Origin of the sequence: Pseudomonas gingeri, assembly GCF_013386115.1 — a bacterium.
Taxonomy (GTDB): Bacteria; Pseudomonadota; Gammaproteobacteria; order Pseudomonadales; family Pseudomonadaceae; genus Aquipseudomonas; species Aquipseudomonas gingeri.
The window spans coordinates 364,145-379,758 of record NZ_JACAOR010000011.1; the positions used below are offsets into that span (position 1 = coordinate 364,145).

General features: G+C 63.8%; 11 protein-coding genes and 3 tRNA genes. 6 read left to right on the plus strand and 8 right to left on the minus strand.

The genetic code is table 11. The annotated features are described in order from the left end of the window. Window positions 1–67: 67 nt before the first annotated feature. A complete protein-coding gene (locus HX881_RS22755) occupies window positions 68–2,203 on the plus strand; it encodes a PKD domain-containing protein (protein ID WP_246356555.1) in 2,136 nt (711 codons plus the stop codon). Between the two features lie 46 nt (window positions 2,204–2,249). Here the strand turns inward: HX881_RS22755 and HX881_RS22760 are convergent, their stop codons facing one another. From HX881_RS22760 to HX881_RS22785, 6 genes are all read right to left on the minus strand, one after another. Then, window positions 2,250–3,572: an Nramp family divalent metal transporter gene (locus tag HX881_RS22760; RefSeq protein WP_017129416.1), complete on the minus strand. Its 1,323-nt coding sequence runs from the start codon at window positions 3,570–3,572 to the stop codon at window positions 2,250–2,252. Between the two features lie 330 nt (window positions 3,573–3,902). Then, on the minus strand, window positions 3,903–4,406 hold the full coding sequence (locus tag HX881_RS22765) for a hypothetical protein (protein ID WP_017129415.1): 504 nt from the start codon (window positions 4,404–4,406) through the stop codon (window positions 3,903–3,905). 196 nt (window positions 4,407–4,602) lie between these two features. Continuing rightward, entirely contained in the window at window positions 4,603–6,444 is a 1,842-nt protein-coding gene (locus tag HX881_RS22770; RefSeq protein WP_177086723.1) for a glycoside hydrolase family 15 protein, read from the minus strand. A gap of 105 nt (window positions 6,445–6,549) precedes the next feature. Further along, the gene (locus tag HX881_RS22775) at window positions 6,550–6,945 is read right to left on the minus strand and encodes an SH3 domain-containing protein (protein WP_177086725.1); all 396 of its coding nucleotides are present in this window, start codon (window positions 6,943–6,945) and stop codon (window positions 6,550–6,552) included. A 61-nt stretch (window positions 6,946–7,006) separates the two neighbouring features. After that, window positions 7,007–7,951, minus strand: a complete 945-nt coding sequence (locus HX881_RS22780; RefSeq protein WP_017129405.1) for a 2-hydroxyacid dehydrogenase — start codon at window positions 7,949–7,951, stop codon at window positions 7,007–7,009. 262 nt (window positions 7,952–8,213) lie between these two features. Beyond that, a complete protein-coding gene (locus HX881_RS22785; RefSeq protein ID WP_017129404.1) occupies window positions 8,214–9,650 on the minus strand; it encodes an aldehyde dehydrogenase family protein in 1,437 nt (478 codons plus the stop codon). Window positions 9,651–9,753: 103 nt separating this feature from the next. Here HX881_RS22785 and HX881_RS22790 point away from each other — a divergent pair, with 103 nt between their 5' ends. Further along, complete coding sequence (locus tag HX881_RS22790; protein ID WP_177086727.1) at window positions 9,754–10,653, plus strand: LysR family transcriptional regulator; 900 nt, start codon at window positions 9,754–9,756, stop codon at window positions 10,651–10,653. A 45-nt stretch (window positions 10,654–10,698) separates the two neighbouring features. Here the strand turns inward: HX881_RS22790 and HX881_RS22795 are convergent, their stop codons facing one another. Then, entirely contained in the window at window positions 10,699–12,249 is a 1,551-nt protein-coding gene (locus HX881_RS22795; protein WP_177086729.1) for an MDR family MFS transporter, read from the minus strand. Continuing rightward, on the minus strand, window positions 12,239–13,285 hold the full coding sequence (locus HX881_RS22800) for an HlyD family secretion protein (RefSeq protein ID WP_017129401.1): 1,047 nt from the start codon (window positions 13,283–13,285) through the stop codon (window positions 12,239–12,241). The genes HX881_RS22795 and HX881_RS22800 overlap by 11 nt, the downstream gene beginning before the upstream one ends. A gap of 229 nt (window positions 13,286–13,514) precedes the next feature. Here HX881_RS22800 and gltX point away from each other — a divergent pair, with 229 nt between their 5' ends. The 4 genes from gltX (at window position 13,515) to HX881_RS22820 (ending at window position 15,589) form a co-directional block, all read left to right on the plus strand. Further along, entirely contained in the window at window positions 13,515–14,996 is a 1,482-nt protein-coding gene (gltX, locus tag HX881_RS22805; protein ID WP_103033075.1) for a glutamate--tRNA ligase, read from the plus strand. Between the two features lie 223 nt (window positions 14,997–15,219). After that, window positions 15,220–15,295, plus strand: a tRNA-Ala gene (locus HX881_RS22810). 86 nt (window positions 15,296–15,381) lie between these two features. Further along, window positions 15,382–15,457: transfer RNA gene (locus tag HX881_RS22815), tRNA-Glu, on the plus strand. Between the two features lie 56 nt (window positions 15,458–15,513). Further along, window positions 15,514–15,589: transfer RNA gene (locus HX881_RS22820), tRNA-Ala, on the plus strand. Window positions 15,590–15,614: the final 25 nt, after the last annotated feature.

Genomic DNA, 15,614 nt, shown 5'->3' on the forward strand with positions numbered 1-15,614 from the left:
TTGTCACTTGTCGGGTGTGCGATCCGGCTCATGGAAACGCGACGGCTTGTTCGCGTGGATTCTCTTCATGCTGACCGTTGCCCCGGCCTCATGGGCGGCAGACAGCCTCTTTACGATCGAACCCGCGCAATCGCCCCAGCAGATGCGGCAAACCACTGACCCGGCGTTGGTGTCGATCTTGGACGTGCAGGCGTTTACTTCGGTGCATCGGGTGCAGGCGCATGCGGATCTGCTGTCCGATCAACTCGATGTGCTGCAGATACCGCTGGGGGATGGTCGGATTGTCAGTGCGCACAAGCTGTTCTATCGCACCACTGCCACCGGGGCTGTCTGGCGCGGCGAGATCGCCGTGCCGGGAGCGGCCAGCCAGGCTAGTGCCGGGGATGAGAGGCTGATCGATCAACTGAATTCGGTGGTGCTGGTGCGCAACGCCGACCAGATCACCGGGATCGTCCGGGTGGGCGGCGAGGTCTACCGGATCCTGCCGCTCAATCAGGGCGGGCAGGTCCTGGTAAAGGTCGACCAGAGCAAGAAGCGCCACTTCGACGAGGAACACGATCAGGATCGGCATGTCATTCGCAAGGATTCGTCCGCGGCAACGCTGGAATCGGCAAGCGGGTCGCCCCCGCGTGACGGCATCAGCACGATCCGGGTGATGATCGTCGCCACGCCACTGGCGGTGGAAAAGCTCGGCGGCAGTGCGGGCTTTCAGGCCCAGTCCGCCCTGGTGATTGAGGAGTCGAACCAGTCCTTCGTCAACAGTGATATTCCCGCACGGTTCGAGAGTGCCGGCACCTATATCGCGAACTATGCCCAGCAGGCCCAGGCGGATGGCGATCGGTTGCTGGACAAGATCGAGAGCCGCACCGACCGCGATCTCGGTGCGCCGACCTGGGCACTGCGCGATGAGCAGCGCGCCGACCTGGTGGTGCTGGTGGCCGATATCCGTTCCTACTGTGGCTTGGCCAATCTGAACTCGACCAAGGCAACGGCCTATGGGGCGATCGACTGGACGTGTTTCTCCGACGGCACCACGGTGCAGCACGAAATCGGCCACAATATCGGTGCCGACCATACGCCGGAAGAAGCCCAGGGCAATGTGTTTCCCTACGGTTCCGGCCATCAGAAAACCTCGGGCGACATTCGTTGGTCCACGATCATGGCGCCTTACTGTTCCCGTTGCAGCGTGATCAATTACTGGTCGAACCCCTATCGCACCTACAAGGAGGCGCCCCTGGGGGTTGTGAACGTCAGCGATAACGCCAGGGTCTGGGTATTGCGCGCGCCGGTGGTGGCGAATTTCTACCCTGACCCGGTGGAGGCCAATCCGCCCTATGCGGTTGCCCGGGCGGAGCCTTCCGCCGTTACCGGGCCAACGGTGGTCCGGCTCGACGGTTCGCAGTCTTCCGACCCGGCGGGCGGGGCGTTGCGCTATCGCTGGGAGCAGACGGACGGGACTCCGGACGTGAGCATCACCGGCAGTTCATCCAGGGAGGCGCGGGCGAATATTCCTCCGGTGAATCGCAGCGGCCATTTCATCTTCCGCCTGACGGTAACCAATAGCGACGACCTGAGCGACAGCCAGGCCGTGACGGTCAGCGCCGAGCCGTCCAGCCCCGAGCCCATGGCCGTGATCACGGCCGACGGACAGGTCGAAACCGGCAAGTCCCTGGAGTTTTCGGCGGCGTCCTCCACGGGCAACCAGCTGGCTTATGCCTGGAGCCTACCCGGCTTCACCCCCGCCAGCTCCAGCCTCCAGCGCGTGAGCGCGACCGCTCCGGCCACCGCGGGCAACCGTACCGTGCAACTCACCGTGCGCGACGCGCAGGGGCGCGAGAGCAGGAAAACCCAGGTTGTCCGGGTGGTCGCCGGATCCGGCGGCGGGGATGGCTGCATGCCGACTGACCCGAACGCCGGGCAATACCCGCAATGGGATACGCTCAAGACTTATGTCGGCGGCGATACCGTGCAGTACAACGGGGTGGTCTGGCGCGCCGGCTGGTCGAACCGTGGTGTCTCGCCGGACAAGACCGACGCCTTCAGCCTGGTCAGCCCGCTGCCGGTGCCCTGGCAGGCCGGGCGGCCCTATGTCGCCGGCAACCAGGTGATTCACCAGGGCAAGTTGTATTCGGCCAAGTACTGGATAAACACCGCACCGCCGGGGGCTGCCTGGACATTGCTCGGTGACCATGCCTGTCCGTGAGCCATTGATGAAGCAGCACCCCGAGCCGGCTCGGGGCGCTGCTGGATCACTCGCTGAACACCTGCGCGATCAGCCAGAGATTCGCCCCGCTGATCACCACGAACAGCCCCCAGGCGAGGCCCTTGGTGTACCAGCGGTTGACGAACTCGCCCATCAGGCGTTCATCGCTGGTCATGCGGATCAGCGGGTACAGGGCGAACGGCAGCTGCAGGCTGAGCACCACCTGGCTCAGGACCAGCAGCTTGCCCACGGCCCCTTCGCCCATCAGCCAGACGCCGATAAAGGCCGGGATCAGGGCCAGTCCACGGGTGATCAGGCGGCGCTGCCAGCAGGGGATCTTCAGGTTCAGATAACCTTCCATGATGACCTGTCCGGCGATGGTTCCGGTGAAGGTCGAACTCTGTCCCGAAGCCAGTAGCGCGATGCCGAACAGGGTGCTGGCGAAGGCTCCGCCCACCAGTGGATCGAGCAGGTGGTAGGCGTCCTGGATCTCCACCACGTCGGTGTGCCCGGACTGGTGAAAGGCCGCCGCCGCGAGGATCAGGATCGCCGCGTTGACCAGCAGCGCCAGGGCCAGCGAACCGATGGTATCGACCCGCGCCAGGCGTACCGCGTCCTGGCGGCTGGCGCGGTCCCTGGCGACCAGCCGGGTCTGGACGATCGAGGTATGCAGGTAGAGGTTGTGGGGCATCACCGTCGCCCCGAGGATGCCGATCGCCAGGTACAGCGGTGCGGCTTCGCTCAGCGCCGACATCGATGGCTTGAAGCCGTTGAACACGTCCGGCCAGTAGGGCTTGATCAGCACCAGCTCGATGAAGAAACACACGCCGATGGTTGCCACCAGCACCAGCATGATCGCTTCCAGGCGACGGAACCCGCGGTTCTGCAAAGCCAGGATCAGCAGGGTATCGAAGGCGGTCAAGACAATCCCGAAGGTCAGCGAGCAGCCCAGCAGCAGGTGGAAGGCGAGGGCGCAACCGAGCACCTCGGCCAGGTCCGTGGCGATGATCGAGACCTCCGCCAGCAGCCACTGGGTGCGCGCCGAACGAGGGCTGTAGCGCTCGCGGCAGAGCTGCGCCAGGTCGCGACCGGTGGCGATCCCCAGGCGCGAGCACAGGCATTGCACGGCCATGCCCGCGAGGCTGGCCAGCAGCACCACGAACAGCAGGTTGTAGCCATAGCGCGAGCCGGCCTCGATTGCCGTGGCCCAGTTGCCCGGGTCCATGTAGCCGATGGACACCAGCAGGCCGGGCCCGGCGAAGCGCAAGGCACGCTTGAAGAACGGCGCCCCGCTGTCGACTGCTATCGAGCCGTTCACCTCAGAGGGACAGAAGGGGGCGGTGGCAACTTTCGGCAGGCTGAATTTCACACGGCGATCCAAGGCTGAAGAGATGGGCATCCCAGCTTAGACGCTTGCAGGCTCCGGCCCAAGCCCTGTTGGTTGACCTTGGCATTGCGCGGGGACTCCCGGTTGGCGGCGAAACATGTATTTGCGAATCTATATGATAAGTATTCGCATAATCAAATAAATGTTTGAGCTGCAACTGCACAAGGGCATGGAAGGGCGGAAAGAAGATTATTTTCGCGTCGTGTGTGACGGGTGTGGGCTTGTCGGGGCGGCATTGCGATGAAGGCGCCCTCGAGGGCGCCAGGAGCTTCGCGGGCAAGCCCGCTCCCACACCTGCCCGCTGCCGGGGGATCAGGCCTTGGTGTCGATGGACATGCTCGCGCCGGAATTGGCGAACTGTTGCAGGTTCTGCAATACGTTGATCGCCCGCTTGTACTCGGGAATCATGTAGTTGGCGAACTGCTCGTTCTTGGTCGGGCTGTTCTGCAGGCCGCTGATCTGGTTGGCGAAATAGTCCAGCGCGTTGAACTTCTCATTCGGTTTTTTCTGCGAGCCGGCGGTGGACAGCAGGTTGGCCGTGGTGGAACTGATCAGGCCCTGTTCCTTGAGGATATCGCTGTACTTGGCCAACTGTTCCGGGGTGACCGATTTCGGATCGAATCCCTGGAACTTCGACTGCAGGTGGTCCTTGGCCATCTTGTCCGTGTCGAGGGCCTTGGGATCGGGCTTGATGTCCTTGAGGACCTTGTCGGCGTTGGCCTTCTCGGTGTTGTTCTTCTTGGCCGCCGCGACATCCTGTTGCACCACCCGCGAACGCACGGCCGTGGCCCAGGCAGAGATCGAACCCAGGCTCATACCCGACCCCCAACGACTGCGTGGCCGTGGGTTTCAGCTTCGTGCCGGGGTCTTTGCGAGAAAACCATTGGGAATGTCCTGTCGAAAATAGGCGTGATAAACGAGTCTGAACAAGTGTATCGGCAGGACAGAGAATATATTCAGAAGTGTTACAAACTTTATACAAAACCCCGGATAGGTATCGGCGCGGTGTTTTTCAGGGCTGCCATGGCGTGACATCGCCGCTCAGCTTGCGGTCGAGGAAACACGCGGCGCTGATCAGCGCCAGGTGGGTCAGGGCCTGCGGGGTGTTGCCCAGGTGCCGGGCCTGGGGATCGAACTCTTCGGCATACAACCCCAATGGATTGGCATAGCGCAGCAGCTGTTCGAATTCCAGGTGTGCCTGTTCCACGCGGCCGGCGCGGGCCAGGCATTCGACGTACCAGAACGAGCAGGCGGCAAAGGCGCCTTCGGTGCCCGGCAGGCCGTCGATGGGATGGTCGTCGTTGCGATAGCGGTAGACCATGCCGTCGCGCACCAGGCTTTTCTCGATCGCCTCCAGAGTGGCCAGCCAGCGCGGGTCGGTTGCTCCGACAAAACGCACCAGCGGCATCAGCAGCATCGAGCCGTCGAGGCCGGTGCCGCCGATATGCTGGACGAAATGCCCGCGTTCCGCGTTCCAGAAGTTGTTCCAGATATCGCTGTGGATCGCCTGGCGGGTCTGGTCCCAACGGGCGAACGGCGCCGGCAGCGAGCGCTTGGAGGCCAGGCGGATGGCGCGGTCGAGGGCAACCCAGCACATCAGCCGCGAGTGCAGGAAATGGTGTTTCTCGCCGCGCATCTCCCAGATCCCGACATCGGCCTGGTCCCAGGTTTCGCAGACCTGGTCGACGATCTGGCCGACATGCAGCCAGCCCTGATGGGAGATCGCTTCGCCGTATTTGTTGGTCAGGTACACCGCGTCCAGCAACTCGCCGAAGATGTCCAGCTGGATCTGGTCGTAGGCCTGGTTGCCGATGCGCACGGGGCGGGCATTGCCGTGGCCGGACAGGTGTTGCAGTTCGGTCTCGGGGAGTTCCTGGGTGCCGTCGATGGCATAGAGGATATTCAGCTTCAAGGGCTGGTCGCTGCAATCGCCGACGCGCCCGCGCAGCCAGCGCATGAAACCGTTGGCTTCCTCGACATAGCCCAGGCGCATGAAGGCGTAGATGGTGAACGAGGCGTCCCGGATCCAGGTGTAGCGATAGTCCCAGTTGCGTTGGCCGCCGGGGCTTTCCGGCAGGCCGAAGGTGGCCGCGGCGAGGATCGCGCCATGCTTGCGCGAGGTCAGCAGCTTGAGGGTCAGGGCCGAGCGATTGACCGCTTCGCGCCAGCGGCCGCGATAGTTGGAGCGGCCGATCCAGTGTCGCCAGAAGGTCAGGGTGCGTTGCAGGGCGAGGTCGCTGCTGCCGACCTTGAGCCGCGGATCGTCGGCGGCGCCCAGGAGGAACTCGGCGCACTGGCCCTGTTCCAGCGCGAAGGTGGCGACGGCGGCATCGCGCTGCAGTTGCAGCGGTTGATCGGCACACAGGCGCAGGCTTGGCTGGCCGGGTGCGTCGAAGCGCACATCCTGCTCCTCGAGGCGGGCGCGGGTCGCGGCGCGTGCGTAGTCATGGCGCACGGCGCAACGCAGGTGGAACGTGGCGCGGCCGCTGACCACTCGTACCCGGCGGATCAGCATGGGCAGGTCGTCTTCGTTGTCGCTGACCGGGAGCAGGTCGGTGATTTCCACCACGGCCCCCGCGCTCAGCCAGCGGGTCTGCAGGACATTGGTATCCGGCAGGTAGATCTGTTCGCGGCGAGCGTCGGGCAGGTCCGGAGCCAGCTGGAAAATCCCCGCTTCCGGGGTGTCGAGCAGGGCGCAGAAGATCGACGGGCTGTCGAATGCCGGCCAGCAGAAGAAATCGACGCTGCCACGGTCGTTGATCAGTGCGGCGCTGCTCATGTCGCCGATGACGCCGTGGGCCTCGATCGCGCTCTGGAGCTCTTTGGAAAGAGGTTCGTTGGAAAGATCGACCATGGACGCGAAACTCCGAATAGAGGGGATGCCGCTGTCAGTGCGTGCGTTCGAAGGCACTCACAAAGCTGACTAACATTCCCCGGCGGAGTTCAGGCGGGTTGCCGTTCACTGCTCCGGCGTGTCGGCAGGCTCAGGGTCGCCGCCGTAGTGCTGGCCCAGTTCGACGCGGTTTTCCTCGACCCAGCCGCTGAAGTCCTCGCCGCCGTTGGCGATGTACATGACCTGGGCCCAGCCGTCTTCGGTGCTGGCGTACACCGTCAGAATGTCGCCGGGAACGACAAACACCTTTTTGCTGATACAGGCGCTGCTGGGGGCACTGTGAAAGTACGCCCGGCCCTTGCCGATCACTTTGCCTTCGACGGGCGGGCGATAGCTGCCGGCTTCGGCATTGGCCTTTTCATTCAGGGCGTCGCAATCGACCGGGGCTTCGGCCGCCCCGGCCAGGGGCGAGAGGCCCAGCAGCAGGCAGGCAAGGGGCAGCAGGCGGGTGGGGCGTTCCATGCAGGCGATGTCCATCGGCGGGTGGGTGAAGGGGGGATCATAGCGCAAGGCGGATTGCCGATCAGCCGGGAAGGGCAACGGGCGTGAGTACCGGCTTGCCGGAAAAATACGCCAGCAGATTCTCCGCCACCAGGCTGACCGTGGCTTCCGAGGCCTCCGGCGAAAGGCCGGCGACATGGGGGGTGAGTACCACGTTGGGCAAGTCCTTGAGCACTTGCGGCACATTCGGCTCGTCATCGAAGACGTCCAGCGCGGCTCCGGCAATCCGGCCCTGTTCCAGCGCGGCCACGAGGTCGTCGGTCAGCACTACGCTGGCCCGGGCGATATTGACGATAAAACCGTCCGGACCGAGGGCTTCAAGGGCTTGCCGGCCGATCAGGCCGTTGGTGCCGGCACCGCCCGGTGTGGCGACGATCAGGAAGTCCGAGGCCTGGGCCAGTTCGACCGGGGTTGCGCAATAGTCATAGCCGATGTCCTCGCGCCGGCGGCGATTGTGGTAGCTCACGGACATGCCAAAACCGAGGGCCGCACGCTGGGCAATCGCCATGCCGACCGCGCCCATGCCGAGGATGCCCAGGCGCTTGCCGCCCAGTGACGGGCGCATCAGCTTGCGCCATTCGCCACGGCGTACCGACGCATCGGCCCGGGGAATATCGCGCACCAGCGACAGCAGCAGGGCCATGGCATGATCGGCTACCGACGAGGCGTTGGCACCGGCACCGTTGGTCACGACGATGCCGCGTCGTGCGGCGGCATGCAGGTCGACCTTTTCGTAGCCGGCGCCGATCACGCAGATGATTTCCAGCAGGGGCAGGGCGGCGATTTCCTCGGCGAACAGGCCCAGCGGGCCACGGGTCAGGACTGCATTGATACGCTTGCCGTGGGCGGCGATGGCTTCGGCTCGCAGCGCGGTCGTCGGGGCGAGGATCAGCTCGAAACCCTGGCGTTCGATGATCGGCAGGTATTCGTTGACGGTTTCCGTCAACACCAGAACTACGTGGGACATGCGGCGCTCCGCCAATCGGTCAGTGGATGCCGGCAAACTACTCCTGAGTGACCTCGGCGGGCAAGCGTGGGAACAGGCTTGTGCGGAAGCGAGCCCCTGTGGAAGCGGGCTTGTATGGGAGTGGACCTGTGTGGGAGCAAGCTTGTGTGGGAGCGGGCTTGCCCGCGAAGAGGCCAGAGCTGTCGCCAGAAGCTTCGCGGGCAAGCCCGCTCCCACAGGAGACACCCTCCTGCTACCCGGTGTGTCGCCGAGACGCCGCTTTTCAGAGGCCAGCCGTCGACCCCAGACCCAGCAACGATTTCGGTTCGAGAAAGGCTTCGAGTCCGTAGGTGCCGTACTCGCGACCGATCCCCGATTGCTTGAAACCACCGAACGGTGCCTGCGGCTCATGGGCCAGGGTATTGATCAGCACACGCCCGGCCTCGATGTGCGCGGCGACGCGGCGGGCCCGTTCGATATCGCGGGACATCACATAGGCCTGCAGGCCGTAGGGCGTGTCATTGGCGATACGCAGGGCCTCTTCCTGGTCACGGTAGGTGATGATCGACAACACCGGGCCGAAGATTTCCTCGCGGGCGATGGTCATGTCGTTGGTCACGCCGCTGAATACCGTCGGGCGTACGAACCAGCCGGCCTGCAGACCTTCGGGCAGGCCTTCGCCACCGGTCAGCAGGCGGGCGCCGCTGTCGATACCCACACGGATGTAACGCTGGACGCGTTGCCATTGTTTCTCGCTGACCATCGGTCCGATGCTGGTGTCCTGTGCCCTCGGGTCGCCGGAGCGGATGGCGCCGATGGCCTTGAGGACGGCGGCCTCGACCTCGGCCAGGCGCTGTTCCGGCACCAGGATCCGGGTGCCGGCGACACAGGCCTGGCCGTTGTTCATGAAACCGGCCTGCAGTGCCATGGGAATGGCCTGGTCGAGGTCGGCGTCGTCGAGAATGACCACCGGGGATTTTCCGCCCAGTTCGAGGGTGACCCGTTTCAGCGTCTCGGCGGCGGCGCGCAGGATGGTCTTGCCGACCAGGGTCGAGCCGGTGAAGGAAATCTTCGCCACGTCCGGGTGGCTGCTGATCCGGGCGCCCACCGTTTCGCCGCGGCCGGTGACGATATTGAACACACCGGGCGGCAGGTCGGCCTCGTGCAGGGCCTCGGTGACGATGCGGGTCTGGATCGCGCTCATTTCACTGGGCTTGATCACCGCGGTGCAACCGGCGGCGAGGGCCGAGGCGAGCTTGCCGCAGATAAAGCCGGCATTGCTGTTCCACGGGGTGATCAGGCCGGCCACGCCCAGTGGCTGCATGCTCACTTCGGCGGTCCCGGCCTGGCGGATGAAGTCATAGTTTTCCAGGACCCGGGCCGCCTCCAGCAGTACATTCGCCGCGTGCTGGGCCATCCAGCGCGAGCGCGAAGCCGGTGCGCCATATTCCTCGATCAAGGCATCGTTGAGCTGGTCCTCGCGGGCGGCAATGGCGGCGTGCATGCGTTGCAGCATCGCCAGGCGCTCGGCCTTGGCGGTGCGCGAAAAGGCCGGGAAGGCCGCCTTGGCGGCGGCAATGGCGGCATCGGCGTCCTGCTCGTCGCCCAGGCGGACCTGGCCGATGACCTGGCCGGTGGCCGGGTTGTACAGATCGAACAGTTCCTGGCCGTGGGGGGTGACAAAAGTACCGTTGATATAGATGTGATCGATGCGTTGCATGGCAGCTCCAGAGCGTGCACGGGTGGTGTCGAACACGGTATGGGACTAGGATTGATCTGATAAGCCGGACAGACCGGCATGACTTGATGAGTGATTTGGGATAATGCGCACTTCAGGCCTGACAGAGCTGGAAGCGGTGCTGGCGGTGGCCCGGCATCGGAGTTTTCGCGCGGCGGCGGCCGAGCTGGAGGTCTCGACCTCGGCCTTGAGCCATGCGGTATCGGCGCTGGAGAGTCGGATCGGTGCCCGCCTGTTCAACCGCACGACCCGCAGCGTGGCCTTGTCCGAGGCGGGCGCGCAGTTTGTCGAGAGTATTTCGCCGGCCATGTCGACCATTCGCGAGGCGATGGAGCAGGCCGGCAGTCATGCCGGCATACCCACCGGGACCTTGCGGATCAACACCGCCGCGGGCGCGGCGAAGCAGGCGATGCCGTTGTTCATCGAATACATGCGGCGCTATCCGCAGATGAACGTGGATATCGTCACCGAGGGCAAGCTGATCGATATCGTGGTCGAGGGCTTCGATGCCGGGATTCGCCTGCACGACAGCGTGCCCCAGGACATGATCGCCATTCCCCTGGGCTTGCCGTTGCGTCTGCTGGTGCTGGGCAGCCCGGAGTACTTCTCGCGAAATCCGGTGCCGCAGACGCCGACCGACCTGCTCAAGCACCGTTGCATTCGCCTGCGCCTGCCGAGTGGGCGGATCTACCACTGGGAGTTCGAGCGCCATGGCGAAACCCAGGCGGTGGATGTCCAGGGCGTGCTGACCCTGGATGAGTCGACCCTGGTGCTGGAGGCAGCGCGGGCGGGACTGGGGCTGGTGTATGCGACGCAGTGGAATGCCGCCGCCGACCTGGCGGCGGGGACACTGGTGTCGGTCCTGGAAGACTGGACGCCACCGTTTGACGGGCTGTCGCTGTACTACCCCGGTCGCCGCCATGTACCGGCGGGGCTGCGGGCGTTGATCGAATTGATCAGGGAGCGCAGCGGCCAGCCTCTGTAGTCATGGAGTGCCTGGTCTGGCCTCTTCGTGGGCAAGCCGGTGAGGTCAATGCGCCTCTCCAGCCTTGATCCCCGCCGGTAGCGCCTTGGTCAGCAGCACCGCCAGCATGCTGATGCCCAGGGCAATCCCGACAAAATGGAAGGCGTCGTTGTAGGCCATGATCAGCGCCTGCTGGTGGGTGATTTCACTGAGCTTGCCGAGGGCCGCGCTATCGCTGCCGAGCTTGTCCGCCAGCAGCGCCAGGCGCTCGGCCACTTGCGGGTTGCTCGGGACGATGGACTCGCGCAGGTAGTCGAAATAGACCTTGGTCCGCGCATCCAGCAGGGTCGCGAGCAGGGCAATGCCGATGGCGCCGCCGAGGTTGCGCAGGATGTTGAACAGGCTCGAGGCCGAGCCGGCGTCCTGCGGCAGGATGTAGGCGGTGGCGATCAGCGAGATGGTGACCATGATCAGCGGTTGCCCGAGGGCGCGGATGATCTGGATCTGGTTGAACTGCGGGCCGGCGAAGTCGGGATTGAGCACGCCCGAGGAAAAGCTCGCCAGCCCGAAAAGGCCGAAGCCCAGGGCGCAGAGCATTTTCGGCGAGACGAACTTCATCAGCTTGGGCACCAGCGGAATCAGGAACAGCTGCGGCACGCCCATCCACATGATCACCTCGCCGATCTGCAGGGCGTTGTAGTTCTGGATCTGCGCCAGGTACAGCGGCAGCAGGTAGATCGATCCGTACAGGCCGACCCCCATGCCCAGGCTGGAAATGCTCGACAGACCGAAGTTGCGGTTGCGCAGGATGCGCAGGTTGATCAGCGGGTTGGGCTTGGACAACTGCAGGATCACGAAGGTGATCAGGCCCAGCAGGGCGATGCTGCCCAGGGTCACGATCAGTTGCGATTCCAGCCAGTCCTTGCGGTGGCCTTCCTCGAGGAACACCTGCAGGCAACCGAGGCCGATGCCGAGGCTGATGATCCCGGCGTAGTCGGTGCTCTTGAGCAGTTCCCAGTGCGAGTCCTTTTTCTCCAGGCCGTAGAGCAGGCCGCCGATCATGATCAGGCCCGGCGGGATATTGATATAGAAGATGTACTCCCACCCCCAGTTTTCCGTGAGCCAGCCGCCCAGTGTCGGGCCGATGGACGGCGCGAAGGTGGCGGTCATGGCGAACATCGCCATGCCCTTGGCTCGGTGGTGTTCCGGCAGCTTGATCAGGGTCAGGGTAAAGGCCAGCGGAATCAGCGCGCCACCGGTAAAGCCCTGCATGGCACGGAACACGATCATGCTTTCCAGGCTCCAGGCCATCGAGCACAGCAGCGACGAGACGAGAAACCCGAGGGATACCCAGACCGCCAGCCGCCGCGCCGAGAGCAACTGCACCAGCCAGGCCGTCAGCGGGATCATGATGATTTCCGCCACCAGGTAGGACGTGGAGATCCATGAACCTTCCTCCAGGGTGGCCGACAGGGCGCCCTGGATATCCTTGAGCGAGGAGTTCGTGATCTGGATGTCGAGCACCGCCATGAAGGCGCCGAGCATGACGCTCATGACCGCGATCCAGTCCCGCCGGGTCGGCTCGCCGACCGGGCGGATCAGTTCATCACCGGCCATGGTCAGGGTCGCGGATATCGACCTTGACGGTGACCGACATGCCCGGACGGATGCGGCCCCGCAGCGGGTTGTCGGCGGCAAAGGTCAGCTTGACCGGAATCCGCTGCACCACCTTGGTGAAGTTGCCCGTGGCATTGTCCGGCGGCAACAGGCTGAACTGCGCGCCGGAGGCTGCGAACAGGCTCTCGACGCGGCCCTGGATCGGCGTGTCTTCATAGGCGTCGAAGGTCAGCTTCGCGCTCTGGCCGGGCTGCATATGGCCGATCTGGGTTTCCTTGAAGTTGGCCTGGATCCAGATGTCCTGGTCCGGCACGATCGACAGCAGATAGGCGCCGGCCTGCACGTACTGGCCGTTGCGTGCCGCCCGCTGGCCGACCATGCCGCTGATCGGTGCATGGATTTCGCTGCGGGTCAGGTTCAGCTCGGCCTGGGCCAGGTCGACACGGGCGTTGGCGATCTGGCCGTCGAGGCGCTTGAGTTCGGCGGCGAGGGCGTTGACCTGCTGGCGCTGGCTTTGCAGGTCGGCCTGGGCCTTGGCCACCTGGGAACGGGCGATATGGTTGTCGGCGGACAGGGTGGTGACCCGCTCTTCCGAGACATAACCGGGCTTGCGCAGGGTCTGCGCCCGCGACAGGTCCAACTGCGAGCGGCCGAGGCTGGCCTGGCTGGATGCCACCTGGGCATCGGCGGCGGCGATCAGGCTGGCCTGCTGGGTCAGCTTGCTCTGGGCCTGCAGGCGTTCGGCCTCGCGGGTGGCCAGGGTGGCATTGGCGCGGTCGACCGCCAGATGAAAATCGTCGCCTTCGAGCCTGACCAGCAACTGGCCTTTTTCGACATGCTGGTTGTCGGCCACCAGCACCTGATCGATACGTGCGCCGAGCTGGCTGGAAACCCGGGTGATTTCTCCCTGGACATAGGCGTTATCGGTGCTTTCATAAAACCGCCCGCGCCAGAACCACTCGGCAAAGAAACCGAGGGCGATCAACAGGACGATCAACAGGAAAACCGACAGGCGACGCTTGAGTTGGGCAGGCATGGGCAGGCAACAATCAGGATAATTAGTGAACTTGGCAGTAGATGAATCTGGCACAGGCCGATTGATGGGTAAATGCCATCCGCGGAGAAAGCCCGGTTTTAGCGGTCTGGCGCCATTTTTAGACCGAAGCTTGGCTTATATGCCCTCTGTCGGACGCCCCATGCTGGAGACGAGGCCTGTCCGCCTGTTACCATTCGCCCTTTGTTTTATCTCTATTTCGAGACCGCCCATGACCACCGTTCGCACTCGCATCGCGCCATCGCCTACTGGGGATCCCCACGTTGGTACCGCCTACATCGCCTTGTTCAACTACTGCTTCGCCAAGCAGCATGGCGGTGAGTTCATCCTGCGGATCGAAGACACCGATCAGTTGCGCTCGACCCGTGAGTCCGAACAGCAGATTTTCGATGCGCTGAACTGGCTGGGCATCACCTGGGCCGAAGGCCCGGACGTCGGCGGTCCGCACGGTCCGTACCGGCAGAGCGAACGTAGCGAGATCTACAAGAAGTACACCCAGCAACTGGTCGACATGGGCCATGCCTTCCCGTGCTTCTGCACCGCCGAAGAGCTGGACCAGATGCGTGCCGAGCAAATGGCCCGTGGCGAGACCCCGCGCTACGACGGCCGCGCGTTGCTGCTGTCGAAGGAAGAAGTGGCCCGTCGCCTGGCCGCTGGCGAGCCCCATGTGATCCGCATGAAGGTGCCGACCGAAGGCGTCTGCGTGGTGCCGGACATGTTGCGCGGCGAAGTCGAGATCCCGTGGGATCGCATGGACATGCAAGTGTTGATGAAGACCGACGGCCTGCCGACCTACTTCCTGGCCAACGTGGTCGACGACCACCTGATGGGCATCACCCACGTGTTGCGCGGCGAGGAATGGCTGCCGTCGGCGCCGAAACTGATCCTGCTCTACGAATACTTCGGCTGGGAACAGCCACAGCTGTGCTACATGCCGCTGCTGCGCAATCCGGACAAGAGCAAGCTGTCCAAGCGCAAGAACCCCACCTCGGTGACGTTCTACGAGCGCATGGGCTTCATGCCCGAAGCGATGCTCAACTACCTGGGGCGCATGGGCTGGTCGATGCCGGACGAGCGCGAGAAGTTCTCGCTGCAGGAAATGGTCGACAACTTCGACCTGTCCCGCGTTTCCCTCGGCGGACCGATCTTCGATATCGAGAAGCTGTCCTGGCTCAACGGCCAGTGGCTGCGCGACCTGCCGGTGGAAGAGTTCGCCAGCCGCGTGCAGAACTGGGCATTGAATCCTGAATATCTGATGAAGATCGCGCCGCTGGTCCAGGGCCGGGTCGAGACCTTCAGCCAGGTCGCGCCACTGGCGAATTTCTTCTTCGCCGGCAGCCTGCCACTGGACGCCAAGCTGTTCGAGCACAAGAAACTCGCGCCGGACGATGTGCGCAAGCTCATGCAACTGATCCTGTGGAAGCTGGAAAGCCTGCGCCAGTGGGAGAAGGACAGCATCACCGCGACGATCCAGGCGGTGGTCGATGCCCTGGAACTGAAGCTGCGCGACGCCATGCCGCTGATGTTCGCCTCGATTACCGGGCAGGCGAGTTCGGTGTCGGTGCTCGACGCGATGGAAATCCTCGGCCCGGACCTGACGCGCTTCCGCCTGCGCCAGGCGCTGGACCTGCTGGGTGGCGTATCGAAGAAAGAAAACAAGGAATGGGAAAAGCTGTTGGGCACGATTGCCTGAGTCAGTGTCGGCCGCGCCGCCTCCGTTTCAGGGGCCGGAGGCGTGGCCGACAAGCCCCGGTTTTTCGGGGGGAGGGCGGTAAGTGATTGTTATCCCGGAAAATTCTTTTGAAAAATGTTTAAAAAAAATTTGACAGGGAAGTGGGTCGCACTTAATATGCGCCCCGTCCACAAGACAACACGGAAACACGGCGGCAACGACGGTGTGAAGTGAAGTCGAATGTGGGGCTATAGCTCAGCTGGGAGAGCGCTTGCATGGCATGCAAGAGGTCGACGGTTCGATCCCGTCTAGCTCCACCAATTTAGAAGCTGCAGGGTAGGCTACACTGCCCTGGAGTTTGTACCGGAAGGTCGGAACCAGCACCGATCAGGTACGCAAGGGTTATGTCCCCTTCGTCTAGTGGCCTAGGACACCGCCCTTTCACGGCGGTAACAGGGGTTCGAGTCCCCTAGGGGACGCCAGTTTCACAGAAGTGACGTTGCAGGTTGATGTCACTCCGCCGCGAGGCGAAAAACCTGGGGCTATAGCTCAGCTGGGAGAGCGCTTGCATGGCATGCAAGAGGTCGACGGTTCGATCCCGTCTAGCTCCACCAATTTACACCTCAAGGTCTGGCCACA

What these genes read in the sequence shown, in the direction of transcription:
- HX881_RS22755 (WP_246356555.1), top strand. Translation starts at nt 68, where the DNA reads ATGCTGACCGTTGCCCCGGCCTCATGGGCGGCAGACAGCCTCTTTACG.
- HX881_RS22765 (WP_017129415.1), bottom strand. Translation starts at nt 4,406, where the DNA reads ATGAGCCTGGGTTCGATCTCTGCCTGGGCCACGGCCGTGCGTTCGCGG.
- HX881_RS22770 (WP_177086723.1), bottom strand. Translation starts at nt 6,444, where the DNA reads ATGGTCGATCTTTCCAACGAACCTCTTTCCAAAGAGCTCCAGAGCGCG.
- HX881_RS22775 (WP_177086725.1), bottom strand. Translation starts at nt 6,945, where the DNA reads ATGGAACGCCCCACCCGCCTGCTGCCCCTTGCCTGCCTGCTGCTGGGC.
- HX881_RS22780 (WP_017129405.1), bottom strand. Translation starts at nt 7,951, where the DNA reads ATGTCCCACGTAGTTCTGGTGTTGACGGAAACCGTCAACGAATACCTG.
- HX881_RS22785 (WP_017129404.1), bottom strand. Translation starts at nt 9,650, where the DNA reads ATGCAACGCATCGATCACATCTATATCAACGGTACTTTTGTCACCCCC.
- HX881_RS22790 (WP_177086727.1), top strand. Translation starts at nt 9,754, where the DNA reads ATGCGCACTTCAGGCCTGACAGAGCTGGAAGCGGTGCTGGCGGTGGCC.
- HX881_RS22795 (WP_177086729.1), bottom strand. Translation starts at nt 12,249, where the DNA reads ATGGCCGGTGATGAACTGATCCGCCCGGTCGGCGAGCCGACCCGGCGG.
- HX881_RS22800 (WP_017129401.1), bottom strand. Translation starts at nt 13,285, where the DNA reads ATGCCTGCCCAACTCAAGCGTCGCCTGTCGGTTTTCCTGTTGATCGTC.
- gltX (WP_103033075.1), top strand. Translation starts at nt 13,515, where the DNA reads ATGACCACCGTTCGCACTCGCATCGCGCCATCGCCTACTGGGGATCCC.